The organism is Aliarcobacter thereius LMG 24486 (assembly GCF_004214815.1).
Taxonomy (GTDB): domain Bacteria; phylum Campylobacterota; class Campylobacteria; order Campylobacterales; family Arcobacteraceae; genus Aliarcobacter; species Aliarcobacter thereius.
Genome location: NZ_CP035926.1, coordinates 1704088 through 1725805 on the forward strand (window position 1 = coordinate 1704088; position 21718 = coordinate 1725805).

The 21718-nt window shown below is 27.4% G+C and carries 18 protein-coding genes and 2 tRNA genes; 11 read left to right on the top strand and 9 right to left on the bottom strand.

Annotated features, from left to right (window positions below; translation table 11 throughout):
* Positions 1 to 17 precede the first annotated feature (17 nt).
* Genes ATH_RS08780 through ATH_RS08795 form a run of 4 tightly spaced genes read left to right on the top strand, consistent with a single transcriptional unit; the run spans position 18 to position 3122 of the window.
* Positions 18 to 1127 (top strand): divergent polysaccharide deacetylase family protein, encoded by a 1110-nt coding sequence (locus ATH_RS08780; RefSeq protein ID WP_066180789.1) that lies wholly within the window; start codon positions 18 to 20, stop codon positions 1125 to 1127.
* Positions 1128 to 1166: 39 nt separating this feature from the next.
* A complete protein-coding gene (locus tag ATH_RS08785) occupies positions 1167 to 1943 on the top strand; it encodes a DNA-processing protein DprA (RefSeq protein WP_066180786.1) in 777 nt (258 codons plus the stop codon).
* Between the two features lie 57 nt (positions 1944 to 2000).
* Entirely contained in the window at positions 2001 to 2555 is a 555-nt protein-coding gene (locus tag ATH_RS08790; RefSeq protein ID WP_066180784.1) for a TetR/AcrR family transcriptional regulator, read from the top strand.
* A gap of 54 nt (positions 2556 to 2609) precedes the next feature.
* Positions 2610 to 3122, top strand: coding sequence for an HPP family protein (locus tag ATH_RS08795; RefSeq protein ID WP_066180781.1), 513 nt, complete (start codon positions 2610 to 2612; stop codon positions 3120 to 3122).
* 54 nt (positions 3123 to 3176) lie between these two features.
* Here the strand turns inward: ATH_RS08795 and purF are convergent, their stop codons facing one another.
* The 4 genes from purF to trxA all read right to left on the bottom strand — a co-directional run bounded on the left by purF (position 3177) and on the right by trxA (position 6698).
* Positions 3177 to 4523: an amidophosphoribosyltransferase gene (gene purF / locus ATH_RS08800; RefSeq protein WP_066180776.1), complete on the bottom strand. Its 1347-nt coding sequence runs from the start codon at positions 4521 to 4523 to the stop codon at positions 3177 to 3179.
* Between the two features lie 11 nt (positions 4524 to 4534).
* Complete coding sequence (dapB, locus tag ATH_RS08805) at positions 4535 to 5308, bottom strand: 4-hydroxy-tetrahydrodipicolinate reductase (protein ID WP_066390080.1); 774 nt, start codon at positions 5306 to 5308, stop codon at positions 4535 to 4537.
* 4 nt (positions 5309 to 5312) lie between these two features.
* Positions 5313 to 6242: a thioredoxin-disulfide reductase gene (trxB, locus tag ATH_RS08810; RefSeq protein ID WP_066180771.1), complete on the bottom strand. Its 930-nt coding sequence runs from the start codon at positions 6240 to 6242 to the stop codon at positions 5313 to 5315.
* Positions 6243 to 6380: 138 nt separating this feature from the next.
* A complete protein-coding gene (trxA, locus tag ATH_RS08815) occupies positions 6381 to 6698 on the bottom strand; it encodes a thioredoxin (protein WP_066180768.1) in 318 nt (105 codons plus the stop codon).
* Positions 6699 to 6892: 194 nt separating this feature from the next.
* On the opposite strand from trxA, the gene alaS reads away from it, so the two are divergent.
* Together alaS and ATH_RS08825 are read left to right on the top strand one after the other, a co-directional pair.
* Entirely contained in the window at positions 6893 to 9448 is a 2556-nt protein-coding gene (alaS, locus tag ATH_RS08820; protein WP_066180765.1) for an alanine--tRNA ligase, read from the top strand.
* 20 nt (positions 9449 to 9468) lie between these two features.
* Positions 9469 to 9948, top strand: a complete 480-nt coding sequence (locus tag ATH_RS08825; protein WP_066180762.1) for a hypothetical protein — start codon at positions 9469 to 9471, stop codon at positions 9946 to 9948.
* On the opposite strand, the gene ATH_RS08830 is transcribed toward ATH_RS08825, so the two are convergent.
* The 5 genes from ATH_RS08830 to ilvD form a co-directional block, all read right to left on the bottom strand.
* The gene (locus ATH_RS08830; RefSeq protein ID WP_083190891.1) at positions 9934 to 11079 is read right to left on the bottom strand and encodes an MFS transporter; all 1146 of its coding nucleotides are present in this window, start codon (positions 11077 to 11079) and stop codon (positions 9934 to 9936) included. The genes ATH_RS08825 and ATH_RS08830 overlap by 15 nt on opposite strands.
* Positions 11080 to 11096: 17 nt before the next feature.
* Entirely contained in the window at positions 11097 to 12317 is a 1221-nt protein-coding gene (locus ATH_RS08835; protein ID WP_066180759.1) for an ArsS family sensor histidine kinase, read from the bottom strand.
* Complete coding sequence (locus ATH_RS08840; RefSeq protein WP_228140858.1) at positions 12314 to 12991, bottom strand: response regulator transcription factor; 678 nt, start codon at positions 12989 to 12991, stop codon at positions 12314 to 12316. Before ATH_RS08840 ends, ATH_RS08835 begins: the two co-directional genes overlap by 4 nt.
* A 12-nt stretch (positions 12992 to 13003) precedes the next feature.
* Positions 13004 to 14416 (bottom strand): Do family serine endopeptidase, encoded by a 1413-nt coding sequence (locus ATH_RS08845; protein ID WP_066180754.1) that lies wholly within the window; start codon positions 14414 to 14416, stop codon positions 13004 to 13006.
* Between the two features lie 93 nt (positions 14417 to 14509).
* Entirely contained in the window at positions 14510 to 16198 is a 1689-nt protein-coding gene (gene ilvD / locus ATH_RS08850) for a dihydroxy-acid dehydratase (protein ID WP_066180751.1), read from the bottom strand.
* Between the two features lie 185 nt (positions 16199 to 16383).
* Here ilvD and ATH_RS08855 point away from each other — a divergent pair.
* The 5 genes from ATH_RS08855 to ATH_RS08875 all read left to right on the top strand — a co-directional run bounded on the left by ATH_RS08855 (position 16384) and on the right by ATH_RS08875 (position 21578).
* Positions 16384 to 16471, top strand: a tRNA-Leu gene (locus tag ATH_RS08855).
* Positions 16472 to 16486: 15 nt separating this feature from the next.
* Positions 16487 to 16575, top strand: a tRNA-Ser gene (locus ATH_RS08860).
* Positions 16576 to 16938: 363 nt separating this feature from the next.
* Positions 16939 to 18645, top strand: coding sequence for a tyrosine-type recombinase/integrase (locus ATH_RS08865; RefSeq protein ID WP_165595944.1), 1707 nt, complete (start codon positions 16939 to 16941; stop codon positions 18643 to 18645).
* A gap of 1626 nt (positions 18646 to 20271) precedes the next feature.
* Positions 20272 to 20700 (top strand): hypothetical protein, encoded by a 429-nt coding sequence (locus ATH_RS08870; RefSeq protein ID WP_066247463.1) that lies wholly within the window; start codon positions 20272 to 20274, stop codon positions 20698 to 20700.
* Complete coding sequence (locus ATH_RS08875; protein ID WP_119184213.1) at positions 20700 to 21578, top strand: site-specific integrase; 879 nt, start codon at positions 20700 to 20702, stop codon at positions 21576 to 21578. Before ATH_RS08870 ends, ATH_RS08875 begins: the two co-directional genes overlap by 1 nt.
* Positions 21579 to 21718: the final 140 nt, after the last annotated feature.

A 21718-nucleotide genomic window follows, 5' to 3' on the forward strand; every position in this document is an offset into this window, starting at 1 on the left:
CTTAAAACTCTTAAATTATGAGCAAAGAAAAATCTACAACAACTAAAAAAAGATCTACTCGTTCTAGAAAAAATCGTGTTATTAAAAGAAATGTCGGTAAAAAAGTATTAGCAAATAACTTTTTAATAGCTCTTTTTTTAATTGTTATTCTTCTATCTGCTTCTTATTTTCTTTTAAGTAATAGTTTAAAAGATAGCTCGTCTTTAATTCATGATATTAAAAAAGAAATTAATATAAAAAACTATTCAAATGAAGAGATTATGGATGAAGTTTTAGTTTCTGAAGGTATAAAAGAAGAAGTAAAATTAATTGAAGATAGTAAGAATCTACTTGAAAAAGATAAAAAAGAAGAAGCAAAAGTAAAAGAAATAATCATAAAGAATGAAATACAAGAAGAGATAATCTATGAAGACAAGAAAAAAGATGATAAAAAAGTAGTTACAAAAAAAGATATATATACTCCAAAAAATAATCAAAAACCAAAACTTGTAATAGTTATTGATGATGTTGTATCAAAAAGCCAAGTTAATAAGATTTTAGATATAGGCTATCCTGTCAATATATCTTTTCTTCCTCCAGCAAAAAATCATAAGAATTCTGCAAATATAGCTAAAAATATAAATTTCTATCTAATTCATTTTCCTTTACAAGCTTCAAAGGCTTTTAAAAACTTTGAAGAGAATACTTTAAATGTAAGTGATTCTTATCAAAAAATTGAAGCTAGAGTTAAACAGCTAAGAGCTTGGTATCCAGATGCAATATATACAAATAATCATACAGGATCTGTATTTACAGAGAATTATGAAGCTATGGATAAACTATTTCGAGCCTTAAAAAAGCATAATTTTATTTTTGTTGATAGTAGAACTTCTCCAAATAGTGTTGCAAAAGAACTTAGTGTAAAATATAAATTTCCTTATATAGTAAGAGATGTTTTTTTAGACAATAATAGAAACTATGATGATATTTCTAAACAGTTAAAAGAGTCAATATCTATTGCAAAAAAACAAGGTTTTGCTATTGCTATTGGTCATCCATATGATATAACTTTTAAAGTGTTAAAAGAGTCAAAAGAGCTTTTAAAAGATGTTGAACCAATATTCTTAGATAAACTTCCTTATTTGTAATATTTTTGTTAGAATCTTCAATAAACTTTGGAGTTTCTTATGATAAAAAGTATTGATTTTGAAATTAAAGAGCTATCTTTTATGGCAAAATATCCAAAAGAGATATTTTATATAGGTAACACTGAACTTCTTAAAAAAAGAAAGATTTCTATAGTAGGCACAAGAAGACCAAATTCATATACAAAAGAGTTTACATATAAGCTTTCTTCTAAATTATCCTCATCTAATATTTGTATTGTAAGTGGTGCTGCTATGGGTGTTGATAGTATTTCTCATAGTGGAGCTGGATCTTCAAACACTATTGCTGTTGTTGCAAATGGTTTAAATATTAGGTATCCAAGTGTAAATAAGAATCAAATAATTGATATAGAAAAAAATGGTTTAATTCTTTCAACTTTTCAGAATGAAGAAAAAGCAAAGAATTATACTTTTGTTTTAAGAAATGAATTAGTAGTTGCTCTAGGAGAAGCTTTAATAGTCACAGAAGCTGATTTGAATAGTGGAAGTATGACATCAATAAATTATGCAATAAAACAAAATAAAGAAATATTTGTTTTACCTCATAGAATAAATGAAAGCCTTGCTACAAACGAACTTATTAAAAAAAATATTGCAAAAGTAATTTATGATATTGATGAGTTTGTTGAAAAGTTTTCTGGGATTAATCAATCACAAAGTAATCTTTGTGAAGTCTTAGAATTTTGTAAAACAACTCCTAGTTATGAAAAAGCTATTCTTATTTATCCTGATAAAATTTTAGAGTATGAACTTGAAGGAAAAATAAAAATAGAAGATGGAAAAGTTTTTCTAATTTAATCATTCTTTAATATTATTTTATATAACATTCTTCCAAACCATCGTTTGGATAATTAAATGGCAATAAAAAAAACATCAAAAGAAGAGATTTTACAAGAGTCTATAAAACTTTTTAAGATAAAAGGTTATTATAACTGTTCTATGGCAAACATAGCTGATGCTTGTGGACTTATAAAAGGAAGTATTTATCACTATTTTAAAAGCAAAGATGAGATAGGGATAGAATCTTTAAAATATATTCATAACTATTTTGTAGAAAATATTTTTTCTATTGCATATAAAAAAGACTTAAGTGACTTAGAGAAAATAAAACTTTTTGTAAAAAAAACAGATGAGTATTTTTTAAATAGTAAAGGTGGTTGTTTATTAGGAAATTTAGCTTTAGAAGTAAGTAGTGAGAATTCAGAATTTAAAGAAGTTATAAAAGAGTATTTTAGTGCTTGGGAAGATGCTTTGACAAAAATACTTGAAAATAAGTATGGAACAAATCAAGCAAAAAATATATCAAAAGAGTATGTTTCATTGACTCAAGGTACTATTATGATGATGAACTTATACGACACTCCTTCAGGTTATTTAAAAGTTGGTGAAAAATTGATTAGTTTAATCTAATCTTTTTTTTTAATCTATTATTCAAACAATCGTTTGGTTTATTAAGGAAAATTAATGAATATTTATCTTAAAAAATTTATTGGAGAAAAAGAGAAAATAGCGGATAAATCATCAATAAAAGATATAGTTTTTGCTTTTATTGGAAGTTTTTTAGCAATAGCAACTATTGGTTATTTGACAAAAACTTATGATAATCTATTAGTTATGGGTTCATTTGGTGCAAGTTGTGTTTTACTATTTGCTTTTCCCAAAAGTCCATTTTCTCAACCAAGAAATGTAATATTTGGTCATTTTATATCATCGTTTACAGGACTATTTTTCCTACATTTTATTGGAAGTGATTATATAAGTATGGCTTTAGCATTAGCAACTGCAATATCTTTGATGTTAGCTACAAAAACAGTTCATCCACCAGCTGGTTCAAATCCATTAATAATATTTTTCTTAGGTGCAAATTGGGATTATTTAGTATTTCCAACTTTAGTTGGTTCTATTGTATTAGTAATTGTAAGTTTGTTTTATAATAATTTACATAAAAACAGAGTTTACCCAATATATTGGATTTAAAAAGATAGAGCTATTAATAATAGCTCTATCTTTTTATAAGTTTATTAAATTTATCTATGATTTTACGAAATAATCCCCATCAAAACTTTCCAGTGCATAGTGTCTATTATCTCCTATAGCTTCAACCAAATCTTCTATAGATAAATACTCTAAACTATCAGCTTCAATATATTTACATATTTCATCTTTAGTCATTTTTGTAGAAATCAATTCATCTTTTGTTGGAGTATCTATTCCATAAAAACATGGAAATTTAATTTCAGGACTAGCAACTCTAAAATGAACCTCTTTTGCTCCTGCCTCTTTTAGCATTTTAACTATTCTTTTTGAAGTTGTTCCTCTTACAATTGAATCATCTATTACAAGAAGAGATTTTCCCTCAATAATTGAATTCATAGGACTTAATTTCATTTTTACTTTATTATTTCTCATCTCTTGAGTTGGTTCAATAAATGTTCTTCCAATATAATGATTTCTAATAATCCCATATTTAAAAGGAATTCCACTTTGTGCTGAATATCCTAATGCTGCTGGAACTCCACTATCTGGAACAGGAACAACCATATCATATTTTGCTCTATTTTCTACATCTCGTTTAGCTAGAGCTTTTCCCATATTCTCTCTTGTAGTATATACATTTTTACCATCAATAACTGAATCAGGTCTAGCAAAATATACATATTCAAATGCACATGGTCTAAAATCTGCTTCAAAAAGCTGTATTGATTCTGGTTCGCAATTACCATCAAATATAAGCATTTCTCCAGGTCTTACATCTCTTATAAATTCAGCTTCAAGTAGATCAAAAGTACAAGTTTCACTTGCAACTATATATCCACCACTTTTTAGTTTCCCAAAAGACAGAGGTCTAATTCCATATCTATCCCTTATTACAAATTGTTTACTTCTACTTTGAATAATAAAGCAATATGCTCCAATAGTTCTATTTAATGCTTCAATAATTCTATCTTTTAAATGATCTTTAGTATTTTTAGCAATTAGATGAATTAAATTCTCAGTATCCATTCCTGTTTGGAATATTGCACCTTTATCTATTAAATCTTCTCTAACTTCATCTTTGTTTATTAAATTTCCATTGTGAACTATTGATATTTCACCCAATTTGTATTTAGCATAAACAGGTTGAGCATCTAAAACAGAATCACTTCCTGCTGTTGCATATCTATTATGACCTATTGCCATATCTCCTTGCAAATATGCTAAAGCTTCATCTGTAAAAACTTCTGAAACCAAACCTCTATCTTTTTTTGTATATATTTTTCCATTGCAAGATGATGATATACCACTTGCTTCTTGTCCTCTATGTTGCATGGCAAATAGAGCCATGGACGCTAATCTTGCGGCATTTTTATTACCATAAATTCCTACTATTGCACACATTTTTTATCCTTTTATAAATCTAAAGCATCATTTATAGAGTAAAGATTCGCATCTTTATTTACTATCCATTTTGCAACTTTTAATGCACCTTTTGAAAATGTATTCCTTGCTGTTGCCGTATGATTTAACTCTAAAAATTCTCCATCATTATAAAAACCAACAGTGTGTCTTCCCACTATATCTCCACCTCTTAAGGCCATTACTGCAATTTCATCTTTAGTTCTAGCACCAATTTGTCCATCTCTTCCAGAAATTCTTACTTTATCTAGCTCTAAATCTCTTGCACTACTTGCATGTTCTGCTAAAGTCAATGCTGTTCCTGAAGGAGCATCAACTTTATGCCTATGGTGCTGTTCAACAATTTCTATATCAAAATCTCTTAGTGTTTTAGATGCTAGAGCTACAAGTTTATTTAAAACTGAAACTCCTAAGCTCATATTTGTAGCATATAAAATAGGTACTAGCTTACTAGCTTCAAGAAGTAGGTTTTGTTGGTGTTTACTAAGACCAGTTGTTGCAATTACCAAAGCTTTCCTTTTTCCACCTTCAATAACAGCTTCTAAAAGCTCTTGTGTTGCAGATGGACTTGAAAAATCAATAAGAACATCACTTTCCTCAAATAATACATTAATATCGTTTGTTACAACTGTATTTTCTGGTAGAGTTTTTTCCATCTTACCAAAAACATGAACACAAGATAATTTTGCTTCATTATCATTTTTTAAATCATCAATTAATAAGCTTCCAACTCTTCCTGTACTTCCTAAAATACCTATTTTTATCATATATTTATCCTAAATATTCAATTATATCAACAGCAGCCGTAGCTCCATCACCAGCTGCACAAACAACTTGTTTTGCTGCATCAATTCTGATATCTCCAGCAGCATAAAGTCCTTTTACATTTGTTCTCATTTTTAAATCAACAACAACTTCACCATTGTCATTCATCTCACATAAGAAAGTTCCATCTTCTTGTTTTAATGGTGCATTTAGAGCATTTCTTCCAACAAAAACAAAAACACCAGGTGTTGCTAAATCTCTTGTTTCACCTGTTTTATTACACTTAACTTTTAATCCTGTAACTCCTGAAGCATCTCCAAGAACTTCTTCAACACTTACATTTGTAACTTCTTCAATATTTGCTGATTTCTTAATATTTTCAATAGTTGAAGGAGCAGCTCTATATGTATCTCTTCTATGCACTAAATATACTTTTGCACACATTTTTGCTAAGTAATAAGCTTCTTCAAGAGCAGCATCTCCTCCACCAATTACAGCAACTTCTTTTCCTTTATAAAAGAATCCATCACAAGTTGCACAAGTTGAAATTCCTCTACCAAAGAATTCATTTTCACCTTTAAAACCAGCTTTTTTAGGCACTGAACCAGTAGCAAAAAGAACTGATCTAGCTTCATATTCTTTACCTTCAGCAGTTTTAACTAAGAAATTATCACCTTTTTTACTAATATTTGAAACTTCTGCCATTTCATGTTTTAATCCAAATTTTTGGCATTGTTCAGGCCATGAAGCCATAAGATCCATACCAGTCATAACATTACCTTGTCCTGGATAGTTTTCAATTTCACTAGAACCAGTAATTTGTCCTCCTGGCATTCCCATTTCAAACATTATTACATTTTTTAAACCACCTCTAGTAGCATATAGTCCAGCAGTTAAACCAGCTGGTCCTCCACCAATAATTGCTAAATCTAACATATAAAACTCCTTTTATTTATTTCATTGGAGAAATTTTATCATTTAATATTTTATATTTCTCTTAAGACTTTTGAATTAAAAAAAGGAAGATGTAAGACACCTTCCTTTATCTCTTTATCATAAATATATGATTTAAAATTATAATAAAGAGTTTATTTTATCAGTAAATGCTTGTTTTGAAGATGCACCAATTAATGTATCAACAACTTCTCCATCTCTCATAAAAATTATAGTTGGAATTGATCTAACCCCATATTTAACTGCTAAATCTTGTTCTTCATCTGTATTTACTTTACAAATGTTTGCTTTCCCACCAAAATCTGCTGCTAATTCATCAATAACTGGAGCTATCATTCTACAAGGTCCACACCATGGAGCCCAGAAATCTACCATTGAGATACCTTTACTTGTAACTTCATCAAAGTTAGCCGATGTTAATTCAATATATTTTGCCATCATTTATCCTTTTTTATTAAATATCAATTCTCATAATTTAAGTTAAAATTATATAAATATAATTAAAACACAACGATTATAGCTTTAAAAAACTTAAATTCTTTTTATATTTATAAGAATTATATAAATTTATATAATCAAAGCTAAATCATATTTTAGATATATTTACAATTATTTTATTATGGAAAAATTAAATGGATATAAGAAAAGAGTTTTTAGAATTTTTTAGAAGTAAAGGTCACGAAGTTGTATCATCTATGCCACTTGTTCCAGATGACCCAACTTTAATGTTTACAAATGCAGGTATGGTTCAATTTAAAGATATTTTTACAGGTAATATTCCTGCACCAATAAATCCTAGAGCAACATCTTGCCAATTATGTATAAGAGCTGGTGGAAAACATAATGATCTTGAAAATGTAGGTTACACAGCACGTCATCATACACTTTTTGAGATGCTAGGAAACTTCTCTTTTGGAGATTATTTTAAAGAAGATGCAATAGCTTATGCTTGGGAATTTATAACAGTAAATCTTGAACTTGCAGTAGATAAACTTTGGGTAACTGTTCATGAAAATGATGATGAAGCTTTTGATATATGGACAAAGTTTATAGATCAAAAAAGAATTCTAAGATTTGGAGATAAAGATAACTTTTGGTCAATGGGAGATACTGGTGCTTGTGGTCCTTGTAGTGAAATTTTTTATGACCAAGGCGAAGAACATTTCTCTAGTCCTGAAGATAAAATGGGTGGTGAAGGAGATAGATTTTTAGAGATTTGGAATCTTGTTTTTATGCAATATGAAAGAACAAAAGAAGGAGAACTTCTTCCTCTTCCAAAACCTTCAATAGACACAGGAATGGGTCTTGAAAGAGTAATTGCAATAAAAGAAGGTGTTTTAAATAACTTTGATTCTTCAAATTTTAAACCAATAATTGAGAATTTAGAAAAAATTACAAATAAAAAAGCAAATAAAGAAAATATAGGTTCGTATAGAGTTATTGCTGACCATTTAAGAGCTTGTTCATTTATGTTAAGTCAAGGAATTCTTTTTGGAAATGAAGGAAGACCTTATGTTTTAAGAAGAATTCTAAGAAGAGCTATTAGACATGGTTATTTAATAGGTATTAGAAAACCTTTTATGGCAAAGCTTGTTGATACTTTAGTTAATATTATGGGTACACATTATGTTGAATTAAAAGAGAATATAAATTATATAAAAGAGCAATTAACTTTAGAAGAAGAGAGATTTTTCAAAACTATTGATCTTGGAATGAACTTATTTAATGAAGAATTAGCAAATACAAAAACTCTATTTAGTGGTGAAATTGCATTTAAACTATATGATACTTATGGTTTTCCTTTAGATTTAACAGAAGATATGCTAAAAGACAAAGGCTTAAAAGTTGATATGAATAAGTTTGAAGAGCTTATGAATAATCAAAAGTCTATGGCAAAAGCTGCTTGGAAAGGTAGTGGAGATGCATTAAATGAAGGTGATTTTAAATCTTTATTAGAAAAATATGGACAAAATGAATTTGTTGGCTATACAAATATAACTTTTAACTCAAAAGTTTTAACTCTGCTTGATGAAAATTTTAAAGAAGTTGATTCTTTAGAAAATCAAAGAGGTTGGGTACTTTTAGATAAAACTCCTTTCTATGCTACAAGTGGTGGACAAAATGGTGATATTGGTGCATTAGAGTTTGATGGTCACAATATTATGATTCTTGAAACTTCAAAATTCCATAATTTAAATTTATCTTTAGTTGATGTAAAAGAGATTAAACTTAAAAAGAACGAGTCTCTTTTAGCAGTAGTTATAAATAGGAATGAAGTAATGAAACATCATAGTGCTACTCATTTACTTCAAAGTGCCTTAAAAATGGTTCTTGGAGATAGTGTTTCTCAAGCTGGATCTTACAATGATGATTTAAAATTAAGATTTGACTTTACTTATCCAAAAGCTATGTCAACAGAACAAATTGATGAAGTTGAAGATTTAGTAAATTCAATGATAAATAGAGCTTTAGAAGGTGTTATTGAAGAGTTACCTTTAGAAGAAGCAAAGAAAAAAGGTGCGATTGCTATGTTTGGTGAAAAATATGGTGATTTTGTGCGAGTTGTGAGCTTTGGTAAAGATATTTCTATTGAATTTTGTGGTGGAACACATGTAAACAACACAAGAGATATTGGAAGTTTTTATATAGTTAAAGAATCTGGTGTTAGTGCAGGAATTAGAAGAATAGAAGCTGTTGTTGGAGCTAGTGCATTTAGATATGTAAAGGAGCAACTAAACAAACTATCTGAAATACAATCTGAAATTAAATCAAATGATATTTTAAGTGGAATTAGAAAACTGAAAAATGAAATTAAAGAGCTTAAAAATGAAGTTAAAAATGTCCAAAGCCAAGTTTTAACACCTATAAAGGAAGAGATTATTGGAGATAATAAATTAATAGTTAGTATTGTTGAAAATGGTGATTTAAAGAAAATTGTAGATGATAGTAAAAATGGAAATGAGAAAGTCGCAATTTTACTTTTACAAACAAAAGATGACAAAGTTAATATTGTTGCAGGAAGTAAAAACACTAAAATAAAAGCTGGAGATTGGATTAAACAAATTGCTATAATCTTAGGCGGAAATGGTGGTGGAAGGGCTGATTTTGCACAAGCTGGTGGAAAAGATGCAAGTAAAATAGAAGAAGCAAGAACAGCAGCTATTGCTTATGCTAAAGAGAATTTATAATATAAGTTTTAGTACAGAAAATGAAAGAATTTTTTACTAATTATTTATCTATAATTCTTTTTTTACATTTAATTTCTGTTGTAGTTTGGATTGGTGGAATGATAGTCATTAGATTTTCTGTTCACTACTCATTTTTGAAAATAAATGATCCAAAAATAAAATTAGGAAGAAGCTTAGAAAATCTAAGAATCTTCTTTAATATGGTAATAGTTTCTATAATTATTATTTTTATAACAGCTATTATCATGCATTTAACTTTGGATTTAAGCTATTCTGATTTAAGAAATATTGCTATTTTAAAAGAGATTATTCTTCTTATTATGACAATTATTTTTATAATTGTTTTTATTAAAAGAAATCATGCTTCTAAGTTTTTTGAAAACAATGATCTTCTTTTAGCTAAAAAAGAGTTAGAAATAATATCTAAATATTTAATCCCAATAAATATCTCTTTAGGTATTATAGAGATATTTTTAGGAGTAATTTTAAGAGGCTTTTGATAGCCTTTTTTTACTAATCATCAATACATATAAAACAATTATTAATATAAATCCAAAGAACCAAATCATAGTATTCCAATCAAAGCTTTTATAGATTATTGAAGGAAAAAATGATCCCATAGCTCCACCAAGATAATAAAAACTTAGATACATTCCTGATGTTAAAGACTTTTGTGAACTTTTCATAGAGTTTGCTAATTGTGTGCTTACAGTATGTGTTGTAAACATTCCTACACACAATAAAAACAGAAGAATAAATAAATATATAATATCCTCTGTAAATAGTGTAAAACAAATTATTGTAAAAAATATTGTAGAAACTATTATTGTATTTAACTCTCCTTTAAAAAAGTTTGTAATCTTTTTTGAGTTTAAAGATACCAAAATTCCCATTCCATATCCTAAATATAGTAATGATATTTGAAACTCTGAGAAATTCTCTGATATATCTTTTGCTCTAAAAGGAAGAACATTTAAAACACCTGCAAATACAAAAAATACACAAAACATTAGGAAATATATAAGTAAAAATCTTCTATCTTTTAAGATGTTTTTTATATCTTCAAGTTTTGGTTTTAAAATATTTGCTTCTCCATTGAAATCAAGTTTTCTTATAAGTAGAATTGATATAAAAATTGCAAAAGACAAAGAATAAAACACATAAGTATATGAAAAATTTGTTGCAATAAAACCTGAAAAGATTCTTCCTACAAGTCCACCAAATACTGTTGCAGCAACATAAACTGACATATTAAATTTTATATTCTCTTTATCTATTGAAGCTAAAATACTCATAAGTGAAGTTAAAACAGCAGGTACAACTAAAGCTTCTAAAGTTCTAAAAATCATAAAAGCTTCAAAAGTTCTTGATAGTCCTAAACATATATTTGTAATAAGCAAGATAATACTTGCATTTATTAACATTTTCTTAGGACACATTTTCTCTAAAAAATATCCATAAATGATTGGAGATATTGCCATAAAAAGCAAAATAATAGCTGTAAACTGAGATGCCTCAATTACACTTATATTGAACTCTCTTGCCAAAAGTGGTTGAATTGGCTGAGTTGCATACATTACTGATAATACAACAATTATTGAATAAACAATAATAAGCAGATTTTTTTTCAAGGCTAATTCTTTCTTTCCTATATTATTTTTATACTAAAAATATTAAATCCGTTTTGGTGTTCATATGTTAAATTAAATTTATGTAAATTAACAATAGCTTTTACTATATAAAGTCCTAAACCAAAACCACTACTTCTTTTATCCTCTTGATAAAAAGCATCTGTATAAAAAATCAAATCATTTTTTAACTCTGGTGCTTTTGATATGATTTTGATAACAGATTTATTTGCATTTACTATTGCTTTTTTATCAGAACTGAATTTTATAGCATTATCGATTAAATTCTTCAATGCTATTGAAATCATATAAATATCTACATTAAAGTAAAAATCTTCTATTTTAGTCTCTATTTTAGAAGAATCAATTAACATCAAATCTAAAGTCTTATTAAATATTGTTTCAAAATTTACTTTCTCTTTATAAAGTATTGTACTTTTTGAAGTTATTTTCTCAACTGTTGCAAGCTCTTTGATAATATCATCCATTCTTTTGAAAGCTCTTTGAAGATTATCTCTTGTTTTTTTATCATCTAAACCTTCTGCAATAAACATAGCTTTTGTTATAGGAGTCTTTAATTCATGCATCATATTTCTCATAAATAGATCTTTTGATTTTGATTGATTATTTATTATATTTATAGCTTCATTAAAGTTTTTTGCTATTGTTCCAACCTCATCTTTACTTTTATACTCTAATTTTATATCTTTATTTCCATTTGAGAACTCAATAATTTTTCTATTTAACTCTTTTAAAGGTCTTAGCTTTCTATTTATAATCTCATATAAAATTAAAAAAACAGCCAAAGATATAAAAAGTCCAATTATTATAAATGCAACATTGTAGTTGTGATGTTTTGTATCTTTTAACATAATGTTATATCCATATTGTTGAACATAAATGTAATAAATTTCATCAAACTTATAAACCCTGTATGTTCCTAAATAATTTTGATTTATAGTAAGTTCTTGAGCATTATTTATAATTTCGAGCTTTCGTTCTATTTTCTCGATAGGTTTTACATTTAGTTTATTATATAGTTCATTTAATTTTGAACTTGTTGGATATTCTTGAAAAAGTATTAAAAAGTTTTCAGCAATCAATTCATATCTACTTTGTAGATTTAAATCGTGCCTTTGTTTATCATAGCTTATAAAAGTTGCGAAAGTTAAGAAAATTGCTAAAAATGCAAAGGCAAATATTATATTTACAAAAGTTGAAATAGAGATATTTCGTATCATAAAAGCTGATATCCAATACCTCTTACTGATTTTATATGTTGTTTTGAATCATCTATCTTTGCTAATTTTGTTCTAATTCTTGAAATTATTACATCAATGTTTTTTAGTGAAGAATCATCTTCGATATTATCACTTGTATAAATAAAATCCTCTCTAGAAACAACACCTTTATTCCTTTGAATTAAAAGCTTTAAGATATCATACTCTGCTAAAGTAAGAGTCAAAGGCTCATTTTGGAAAAGTATTTGCATATCACTCTCTCTTAACTCAAATGCTGAACTATTTTTATCCTTTTTTATTGATGCTTGATGATCTACTCTTTTTAAAATGGTTTTAATTCTAGCTTCAAGCTCTCTTGGATTATATGGTTTTGGTAAGTAGTCATCTGCTCCTCTTTCTAAACCCATAACCTTATCTAAAATATCATCTCTTGCTGAGCTGATTATTATAGGAATTTGTGATTTCTCTCTAATCTTTGGAATAAGTTCTAATCCATCAATTTCTGGTAGAGTCAAATCAAGTATAATAAGTTGGAAATCTTTATTCATATCCAACATTGATAGCCCAATATATGGACTATCTGTATTCTTAACATCAATATCGAATGATTTTAAATAATCAGTGATAATTTGAGCTAACTCTAAATCATCTTCAATCATAAGTATTTTAATTATGTCGTATCCTTTTTATTGAATTATAACTAAAGCAGTTTGTCCATATCTATTAATATAAACTTTCTTATATATATCATTATATCTTTTCAGAGCTGTTTGTATGTTTGAAAAATCTTTTATCTCGATATCTTCAATTTGTATAATAATATCTCCTGCTAAAAACCCTGCTTTCTCTGCTTTTGATTTTGGTTCAACCTCTATTATTAAAACTCCTGTTAAATCATTTGGCAATCTATATTTTCTTGCTATATCGTTTGTAATAGGACTTATTTTTAATCCATTTAAAATATTTTGTTCATCTTTCGAAACACCTTCAATAGAAGATCTATCTCCCAAAACAATTTCTAGTTTAATATCTTTTTTATCTCTTTCAATACCAAATACAACTTTCTCATTTGGCTTAAAAGATGCAATTATATTTTGAAGAGTTGTTCTATCTTTTACTTTTTTATCATTAATAGAAAAAACTAAATCTCCTCTTTTTAATCCTGATTGAGAAGCTGGTGTATTTGGAGCAACATCAAGAATAATTGCACCCTCTTTTTTATAAACTTGTTTTGTATCTTTATCAAGATCAGCTATTATAACTCCTAAGTAACCCCTTGTAACTTTTCCATCAACAACTAATTTACTAACAACATCTTTTACCATATCAACAGGAATTGCAAAACCTATTCCATCATTTCCACCACTTTTTGATAAAATTGCTGTATTTATTCCTATTAAAGCTCCTCGGCTATCAACTAAAGCCCCTCCACTATTTCCTGGATTTATTGAAGCATCTGTTTGAATATAGTTTTCATATTTATTTATTCCAACTCTATTTTTATTAAGTGCAGATATAATTCCCATTGTAACTGTTGTTCCAACTCCAAAAGGATCTCCAATAGCAAATGTTAAATCACCAACTAACAATGAAGTTGAATCACCTAATTTAATTGGAGTTAATTTATTTTTTGTATCAATTTTTATAACAGCAATATCACTATCAGCATCTTTTCCAATTAGTTTTGCACTATATTCAGTTTGATCATCAGCAATAGTTACAGCTATCTCTTCAGCATTTTCAATTACATGATTATTTGTTACTATATAACCATCTTTTGTAACAATTACTCCTGAACCCAAAGAGTTTTGGATTCTATTTTGTTTAAATTGATTTGAAAATTCATCACCAAAAAACTTTTTAAAGAATGGATCATCTAACATAGGAAAAGGTAGATTAGAATTTGTAACACTTCTTTTTGTAGATATATTTACGACAGATTTTACAGAATCTTTTATATTATTATTAAAAGATAAAATTTCATTTTGTGAATTTGGGCTCACTCTTGCTGGATTATTTTGCATCTCTTCAAACTCTATTGTTTTTGCAAAAATAGTAGCTGATAATACAAAAGCTATTAAAACTATCTTTCTATACATATTTAATTCCCTTAATTTTTAAAATTTATCTAACATAATATCAATCTATTGTAAACTATTTTTCAATAAATAATTAATAAATAGTTAATTATTCTATAAATCTGTTTTTAATACTGCTCCACTACTTGCATTTGTAACTAATGCTCTATATTGTCCTAGCCAAGATGAAGTTATCTCTTTTTTAAATGCTTTAAACTCAGACTTCCTTTTAGAAATCTCATCTTCACTCAAATCAACACTCAAAATATATTTATCTACATCTATATTAATGATATCACCATCTTTTAATAATCCAATCATTCCACCTTCAGCAGCTTCTGGACTAACATGCCCAATACTCGCTCCTCTTGTTGCTCCACTAAATCTTCCATCAGTTATAAGTGCAACACTATCTCCAAGTCCCATTCCCATAATCAGACTTGTTGGTGCTAACATCTCTTGCATTCCTGGACCTCCTTTTGGTCCTTCATATCTAATAACAACAACATCACCAGCTTTTACTTTTCCACCAACAATTCCTTTTATAGCTTCTGCTTGTCCATTGAAACAAACAGCATTACCTCTCATAGCTCTAGCTCCTGTAATTCCAGCTGTTTTAATAACAGCTCCTTGCTCTGCTAAGTTTCCATATAAAATTGCTAATCCACCAACCTCACTATATGGATTATCAATTGTATGAATTATATTTGTATCTAAGATTTTTGCATTTTTTATTTTTTCATATATAGTTTCACCTGTAACTGTTAAATTATCTAATAATATATCAGTTCCTCTTTTACTCATTTCATGCATAACTGCACTTACTCCACCTGCTTTGTTTATATCTTCCATATGAACAGTTGATAAACTTGGTGAAATTTTTGCAATATGTGAAACCCTTTTTGAAATATCATTTATATCTTTTAATTCAAAATCAACTCCAGCTTCTTTTGCAATAGCTAGCATATGTAGAACCGTATTTGAACTCCCACCCATTGCCATATCAACAGCAAATGCATTTCTAACAGCATTTTCATTTAATATATTTTTTAATTTGTATTTATCTCTATTTGTTTTATCAAGTGCTAGTTCACAAACTCTTTTTGCAGCTTTTCTATAAAGTTCTTCTCTCTCTTTTGTTAAAGCTAATATTGTTCCATTTCCTGGAAGTGCAATTCCCATAGCTTCCATAAGTGTATTCATAGAGTTTGCTGTAAACATTCCAGAACAACTTCCACCACCTGGACAGGCATTACACTCAATATCTTTTAACTCTTCTTCTGTTATTTCACCAGCTTCAAATTTACCAACAGCTTCAAAAGCAGTTGCTAAATCTATTGGTGTTCCATCTTTCTTATAACCTTTTTGCATAGCTCCACCACTTACAAAAACTGTTGGAACATTTACTCTTAATGCACCCATAATCATACCTGGAACAATTTTGTCACAATTTGGAATAGCAATCATTGCATCAAGTTTATGTGCATTCATTACAGTTTCAATAGAGTTTGCTATTAATTCTCTACTTGGTAAAGAAAAAAGCATCCCATCATGCCCCATTGCAATACCATCATCAACTCCTATTGTATTAAATTCAAAAGGAACACAACCATTTTTTCTAATCTCATCTTTAATAATTGCTGAAACTTTATCTAAAAAGAAATGTCCTGGAATAATCTCAATAAATGAGTTTGCAACTCCAATAAATGGTTTATTAAAATCATCATCTTTTAATCCAGTTGCTCTTAATAGAGATCTATGTGGTGCTCTTGCATAACCTTTCTTAACTTCATCACTTCTCATATTTATCCTTAGTTTGTTATTTAATAAAATTTTATATGATTATACATAGTTTCATTTTCATATTTTATTAAGTCATTTTACAAATTTTTAATTATTGTGTAAAAGCTCTTGACAAACAAAAAAAAAGCTACTATAATTCCAGTCCATTTTAAGAATAAAGCTTAAATATGGATTCTATTTATAATGCGAGTGTGGCGGAACAGGTAGACGCGCGGGACTTAAAATCCCGTTCCAGTTTATGGAGTGTGGGTTCGATTCTCACCATTCGCACCATTATAAAATGTGTATAGAGGATTGACAGAGTTGGTCGATTGTACCGGTTTTGAAAACCGGCGAGGTGAAAGCCTCCGAGGGTTCGAATCCCTTGTCCTCTGCCACTCACACAAACCCCCATCAAATCGAACTTCCCAAATTATAATTTAGCTTTGTTTTACGATTTATTAGCTATTTTGTTACATCTTTTGGCAATTTTGTTCACTAAATTTTAAGAAAGTTTTAAGTAACATATATTTAATAAATAGCACCTATTTTTAATTTAATAAAAAGTTAAAAAAAAGATGAAATATTTATATAAAAAAGATAAAGCAAATGTATATAAAAGAAGAATACCAAATACCAACACATTTTTTTATTTTAATACAAAAATTTATAATGTTAAAAATGCTCAAAAATTTATAATTATTTTTAATCGTATAAGCTACGATTTTTGGGCATTTCTAAAATTAATAGATAGGAAAAATATGAATAATATATTTATGCAAGAGATTTTAACTACTTTGAATAATTATAAAGAGAAGGCTCTAGAAGAGTATATAAGATTAAAAACTACTTCTAAAAAACAAACTCTAAAAAACCTTGAAGAAGAAAGACATAATCATTTACAAAAACTTTTTCCTATAAAAAGACAAGACCCTATAATGGGAGAATTTATTTTAAGTGGAGCAGATAAAGAAGTTTTAGAAACTGCTTTTAATAGCTTTAAAAATTTAAGTATTACAGATTATAATCAAAGCAAAGTTCACTTAAAAAAAATAGGTAAAGAGATAGTAAGTAGAACAACCCCAGAAGTAAAGGAACTTTATAAAAGAGTTAGAAATAGTACAAATGAAAGAGATTTACTAGATTTTTTATCTATATTATTAAAAACAGAGTGTGAAATTTTAAAAGAAGATTATAGAAGAGTTGAAAATAGATTTAACACTAGCACAAATAATCTAGAAAAAAAAGAAGAGAGTTTTACACAACAAGAACTTAAAAACAATAAATCATTAATGGATTTAGAAGATTACTTTTTAAAAGAGTATTGTAAATATAGTAAAGAACAGCTAGAAGATAGTAAGAATTCAGGTTCAAAACAAAAAAAAGTGAATGAACTGTTTAGAGAATATTTTACAGATAAAGGGGAATATACAAGCAATTTTATAAGTTTTAATAAGATTGTAGAGATAATAAATATAATCCCTAAAATACCTTTAAAAACTGGTAATATAAAAGGTTTTTATAGCTACTATCAATCTTATAAAAATAATCCAAGTTTAACAAATAAAGATGAACTAAGAAGCCCAACAACTACAAACAAAGATTTAAACTCTCTTAAAAGATATATAGAGTTTTTAGCTTTAAAAGAGTTCATATCTAATCAAGAAGAGAAAGAACTATATATATTAATAAATCAAACAAAAAAAAATCTTGAAAAAAAAGTTATAAAAGGAGAGATAAACGAAGAAAAAAATGCCGCTGCTTTTAAAGATAAAATGCTTATAGATATATTTAATAAAAGTAATAAACCTTACTCAATTTTATTTAAAAAACTATTAGATAAAAAAATAAATGAAAATGAAAAAGACATCTTAGTAGCTAGATTTTACACTCCTCTTTTAATGTTTTTTACAGGCTCTAGATTGGGGGAAATTGTTCATATAAAAACGGAAAATTGTCAGATAAAAAATAACAATGAGATATATTTATATATTGAAGCAAACGAACAAAAGGGGCTAAAAACAAGCAATTCAAAACGAGTTGTACCACTTCATAATTTTTTAGTAGAAGATTTAAATTTCTTAGAGTTTATAAAAAAAGCAAAAGATGAAAAAAGAGAATATCTATTTAACTCAAAACTAAAAGATGAAGAAAAAATATCTAAAGAATTTAATAGAGATAAAAGCTTTATAAATAATAATTTAGATAAGGAAGATGAATTCTTTAATAACTCTTACTCTTTATACTCTTTTAGACACTCTTATAAAACTCACATGCTCAACCAAGAGATAAACGAAACTGTAATAAACAAACTTACGGGACACCAAGGGGAAGATAAAATAGTTCAAGGCTATTTTACAATAGACCATGAAATTTTAAAAAATGTAAATAAATTTAAAAAGCATGAAATAATAGAAGATTGGAGCGATTTTATAGAGCTTAGTAATTATATTATAAAGAACTTATAATAAAAAACACCATCAAAGCCCGATACAATGGGATTTACAGTGATTTGGCGAGTTTTTATACTATATAGAGTATATAGAGTATATAGAGTATATAGAGTATATAGAGTATATAGAGTATATAGAGTATGTAGAGTATATATTATCTCTTCTATATATAGTATATATTATCTCTTATAAGTATATACTATATAAAAAAATTATTTACCATCTTCTAGCAATTCTGTTTTTTTCTTTTTTGTTTTTCTAATGTTAATTTATATTATATGTTTGTTGTTTAAAATATGGTTATAGTTTTTCTTTATTATTTTTGGTGCTTAAACCTTTAAAAAGAAAATAAACTAAAAAGCTTTAGCCCTATAAACTTTAAGGATAGAAAAAAACAGAATTCTAACCCTTTTAAAAGTTAAAATTCAAGCAAAAAGCCCTATATTAAAGGCTTTAAAACAGTTTTATAAGCTAAGTAACTTATAAAAACACTTCATAATGATAATTATGCAAATAAAGACATCCGATAAATTTTGCCTAGGGTTTCCCCTAGAAAGTGCAACTCCGCCCAAATTAGTATAGTTAATATAAGGGCTGCGGTATAGTTGCACCTTTTAAAATATATTGTATAAATACACTTTAAAAGGCACAAGCTGGGAGAGAATTGAACCACAACCGCGCCTCACTCTCACTTACTCCTCTTTATCTCGCCCCTACCATGGTGTTATTATAGTGATTGTTTAAACTTCAAAAGTATAAATGCTCACACACTTTAGGAAGGCATAGAGCCACGCCCAGTTTTGGGTCATGATTAAATTTTTTTGCTATTTTTTTTGAAGTAGTAGAACAATAATAAGAAACTTTTTTTTGTAAAAAATTAACTATACTAACTTTTTACCCTACTTCTAGCTCTTTTAAAAATTTAACGAAAAAAGCTTTATAAAGAATATTAGCTTAAAATAAAAAATAATCAAGTGTTTTTAAGAAAAATTTAAGAAATTACTAAAATTAAAGAAATGGGGATTGTTTCGTTTTATGCCCCGCCCCCTAATTCCCCATTAGCGGGGCATTTTTTTACTAAAGTAAAAAAACAAGTAAAACAAAAAATTACTTAATAAACCTAAAAGGATTACTAATCTATTTTTTATAAATTTTTTTTAATATATATAAAACCAGCCAAGCTTTTTGTTAAGACAGAACTCTTTTTTAAAAGGGAAGAATAACCCAATTTTTTTTGTAGTGCTTAGGTGTTAAACTAAGCCTATAAACAGCCGAACATTTTTAAATAATATTGTGCTTTTATAGGTGTAAATTTTATTATATATTTTTATTAATTCTCTTCAATTTTTTTTTATTTTTTTCTCCTTTTGTAAATTTTTATTATGTATTGTTATAGGTTTAATTTATTAAATAAATCAAATTTTTATAAAAATTCTGGCAATTCCTAATACCCGTCAAGAAGCTACCGCTTCTTTACGGGTATAGCCCCCATTTTATCGTATTTCTATACATATCTTATCTCTTTTTTTTGCCAAGCTTTTATTACTACTTGCCAAAAATTTACAAAGTTTGCCTATTTTTTTAATATTTTTTTTATTTTAAGCTATACTTAAATATAACTTAAACACATAGGAGAACAATATGCAAAATAATAAAAATTTAAAGCAATTTAAAGAAGCAAAAGCAGGAGTAAATCTATTTTATAATTTAGTGGAAAATGCAAATTCTTATAATGAATTATTAGAAATATTAAACAATTTATCAGGCTATTTTTTAAGAATAGGAAATGAAAAAAATAATAGAGTTAATAAGAATATAATAGTTTTTACAGAATATTTTAGAATAGAAGCTAATAAAAAAAGAGATATACAAACAGTTGTAAATAATGCAAAAAGTAAGAGATTATCTTTTAAAAAATCTTACAAAGATTATATAGAAGATTATTTAATACTTAGTAAAAGGGGGTATAGCAGCAGAGAAATTGCAGCCTATTCAGAAAAGCATTTTAAAATAAAAGTAAGTAAAACAACAATAAATAATATTATAAAAGAACATAAGGGGGAAAATTAATGTTAGGGAAAAGAGCAAGTGCAAATGCAGTTATAAATGCAATAATGAGTAAAAGCAATGGTATTGGAACAAGTAAAATAGAAGCAAAAAATAGTAGTAATTTAAAAGGTCAAAATGGGCATAAAATAAGCTCTAAAGCACACTCTATAAGTTCTATGCAAAATTTAAGAACAGTAACGACACAGTATGTAAATTATGTTAAAGAAAATTATAAGGGGAGAGTTTTAGAAAATATAAACCAAGAAAGTGTTAGAAGCTTTTTAAATACAAAACAAGAAGTATTAAAAGGAAGCAGCCTAAACACTTATATATCTTCTTTAGGAAAAGTTGCAGATAACTTAAAAGAGTTAGGATATAACAATATAAATAGGCAAGAAATAGTAAGTTATAGAGATGATTTTGATACTTCAAAAGAGCATATAAATAGAGCTTACAATAATCCACAGGAAATAATAAATAATATGCAAAACAATAGCCCCTATGGATTAAGTGCTGAATTGCAATATAAAGTAGGTTTAAGGGTGGATGATGCTTTAAACTCAAGCAAATGGACGATAAACAATATAGATAACACTTTAACAATATCAGGAAGCAAAGGGGGAATTAATTATCAAACAGCCCCATTAAGTAATAGTTTGTTAGAAAAAGTAAGAGAAGCAAAAGAACAAGAATATAAAGGTAATTATACAGAATATAGGGAAACTCTAAAAGAGAATAGCCAAGAGTGGCATGGAACACATGGCTTAAGATATAATTTTGCACAAAATAGAGTTTTAGAATTACAAGAACAAGGGCTTACTTATTCAGAAGCCCTAAGCCAAACAAGCTTAGAGCTAGGGCATAGTAGAGAAGAGATAACTTTACACTATTTAAAATAGTTTTAAGTTTAACTTCTCTATAATTCCAGCCACACAAAAAGATAAGTGCACAAATTTAGCTATATTTAAGTTGGATTTTTGGAGTTTTTGTTGTGAAGTTTTTAGTAGATGCCCAAGTTGTCGAGCTTAAGCTTAATTAT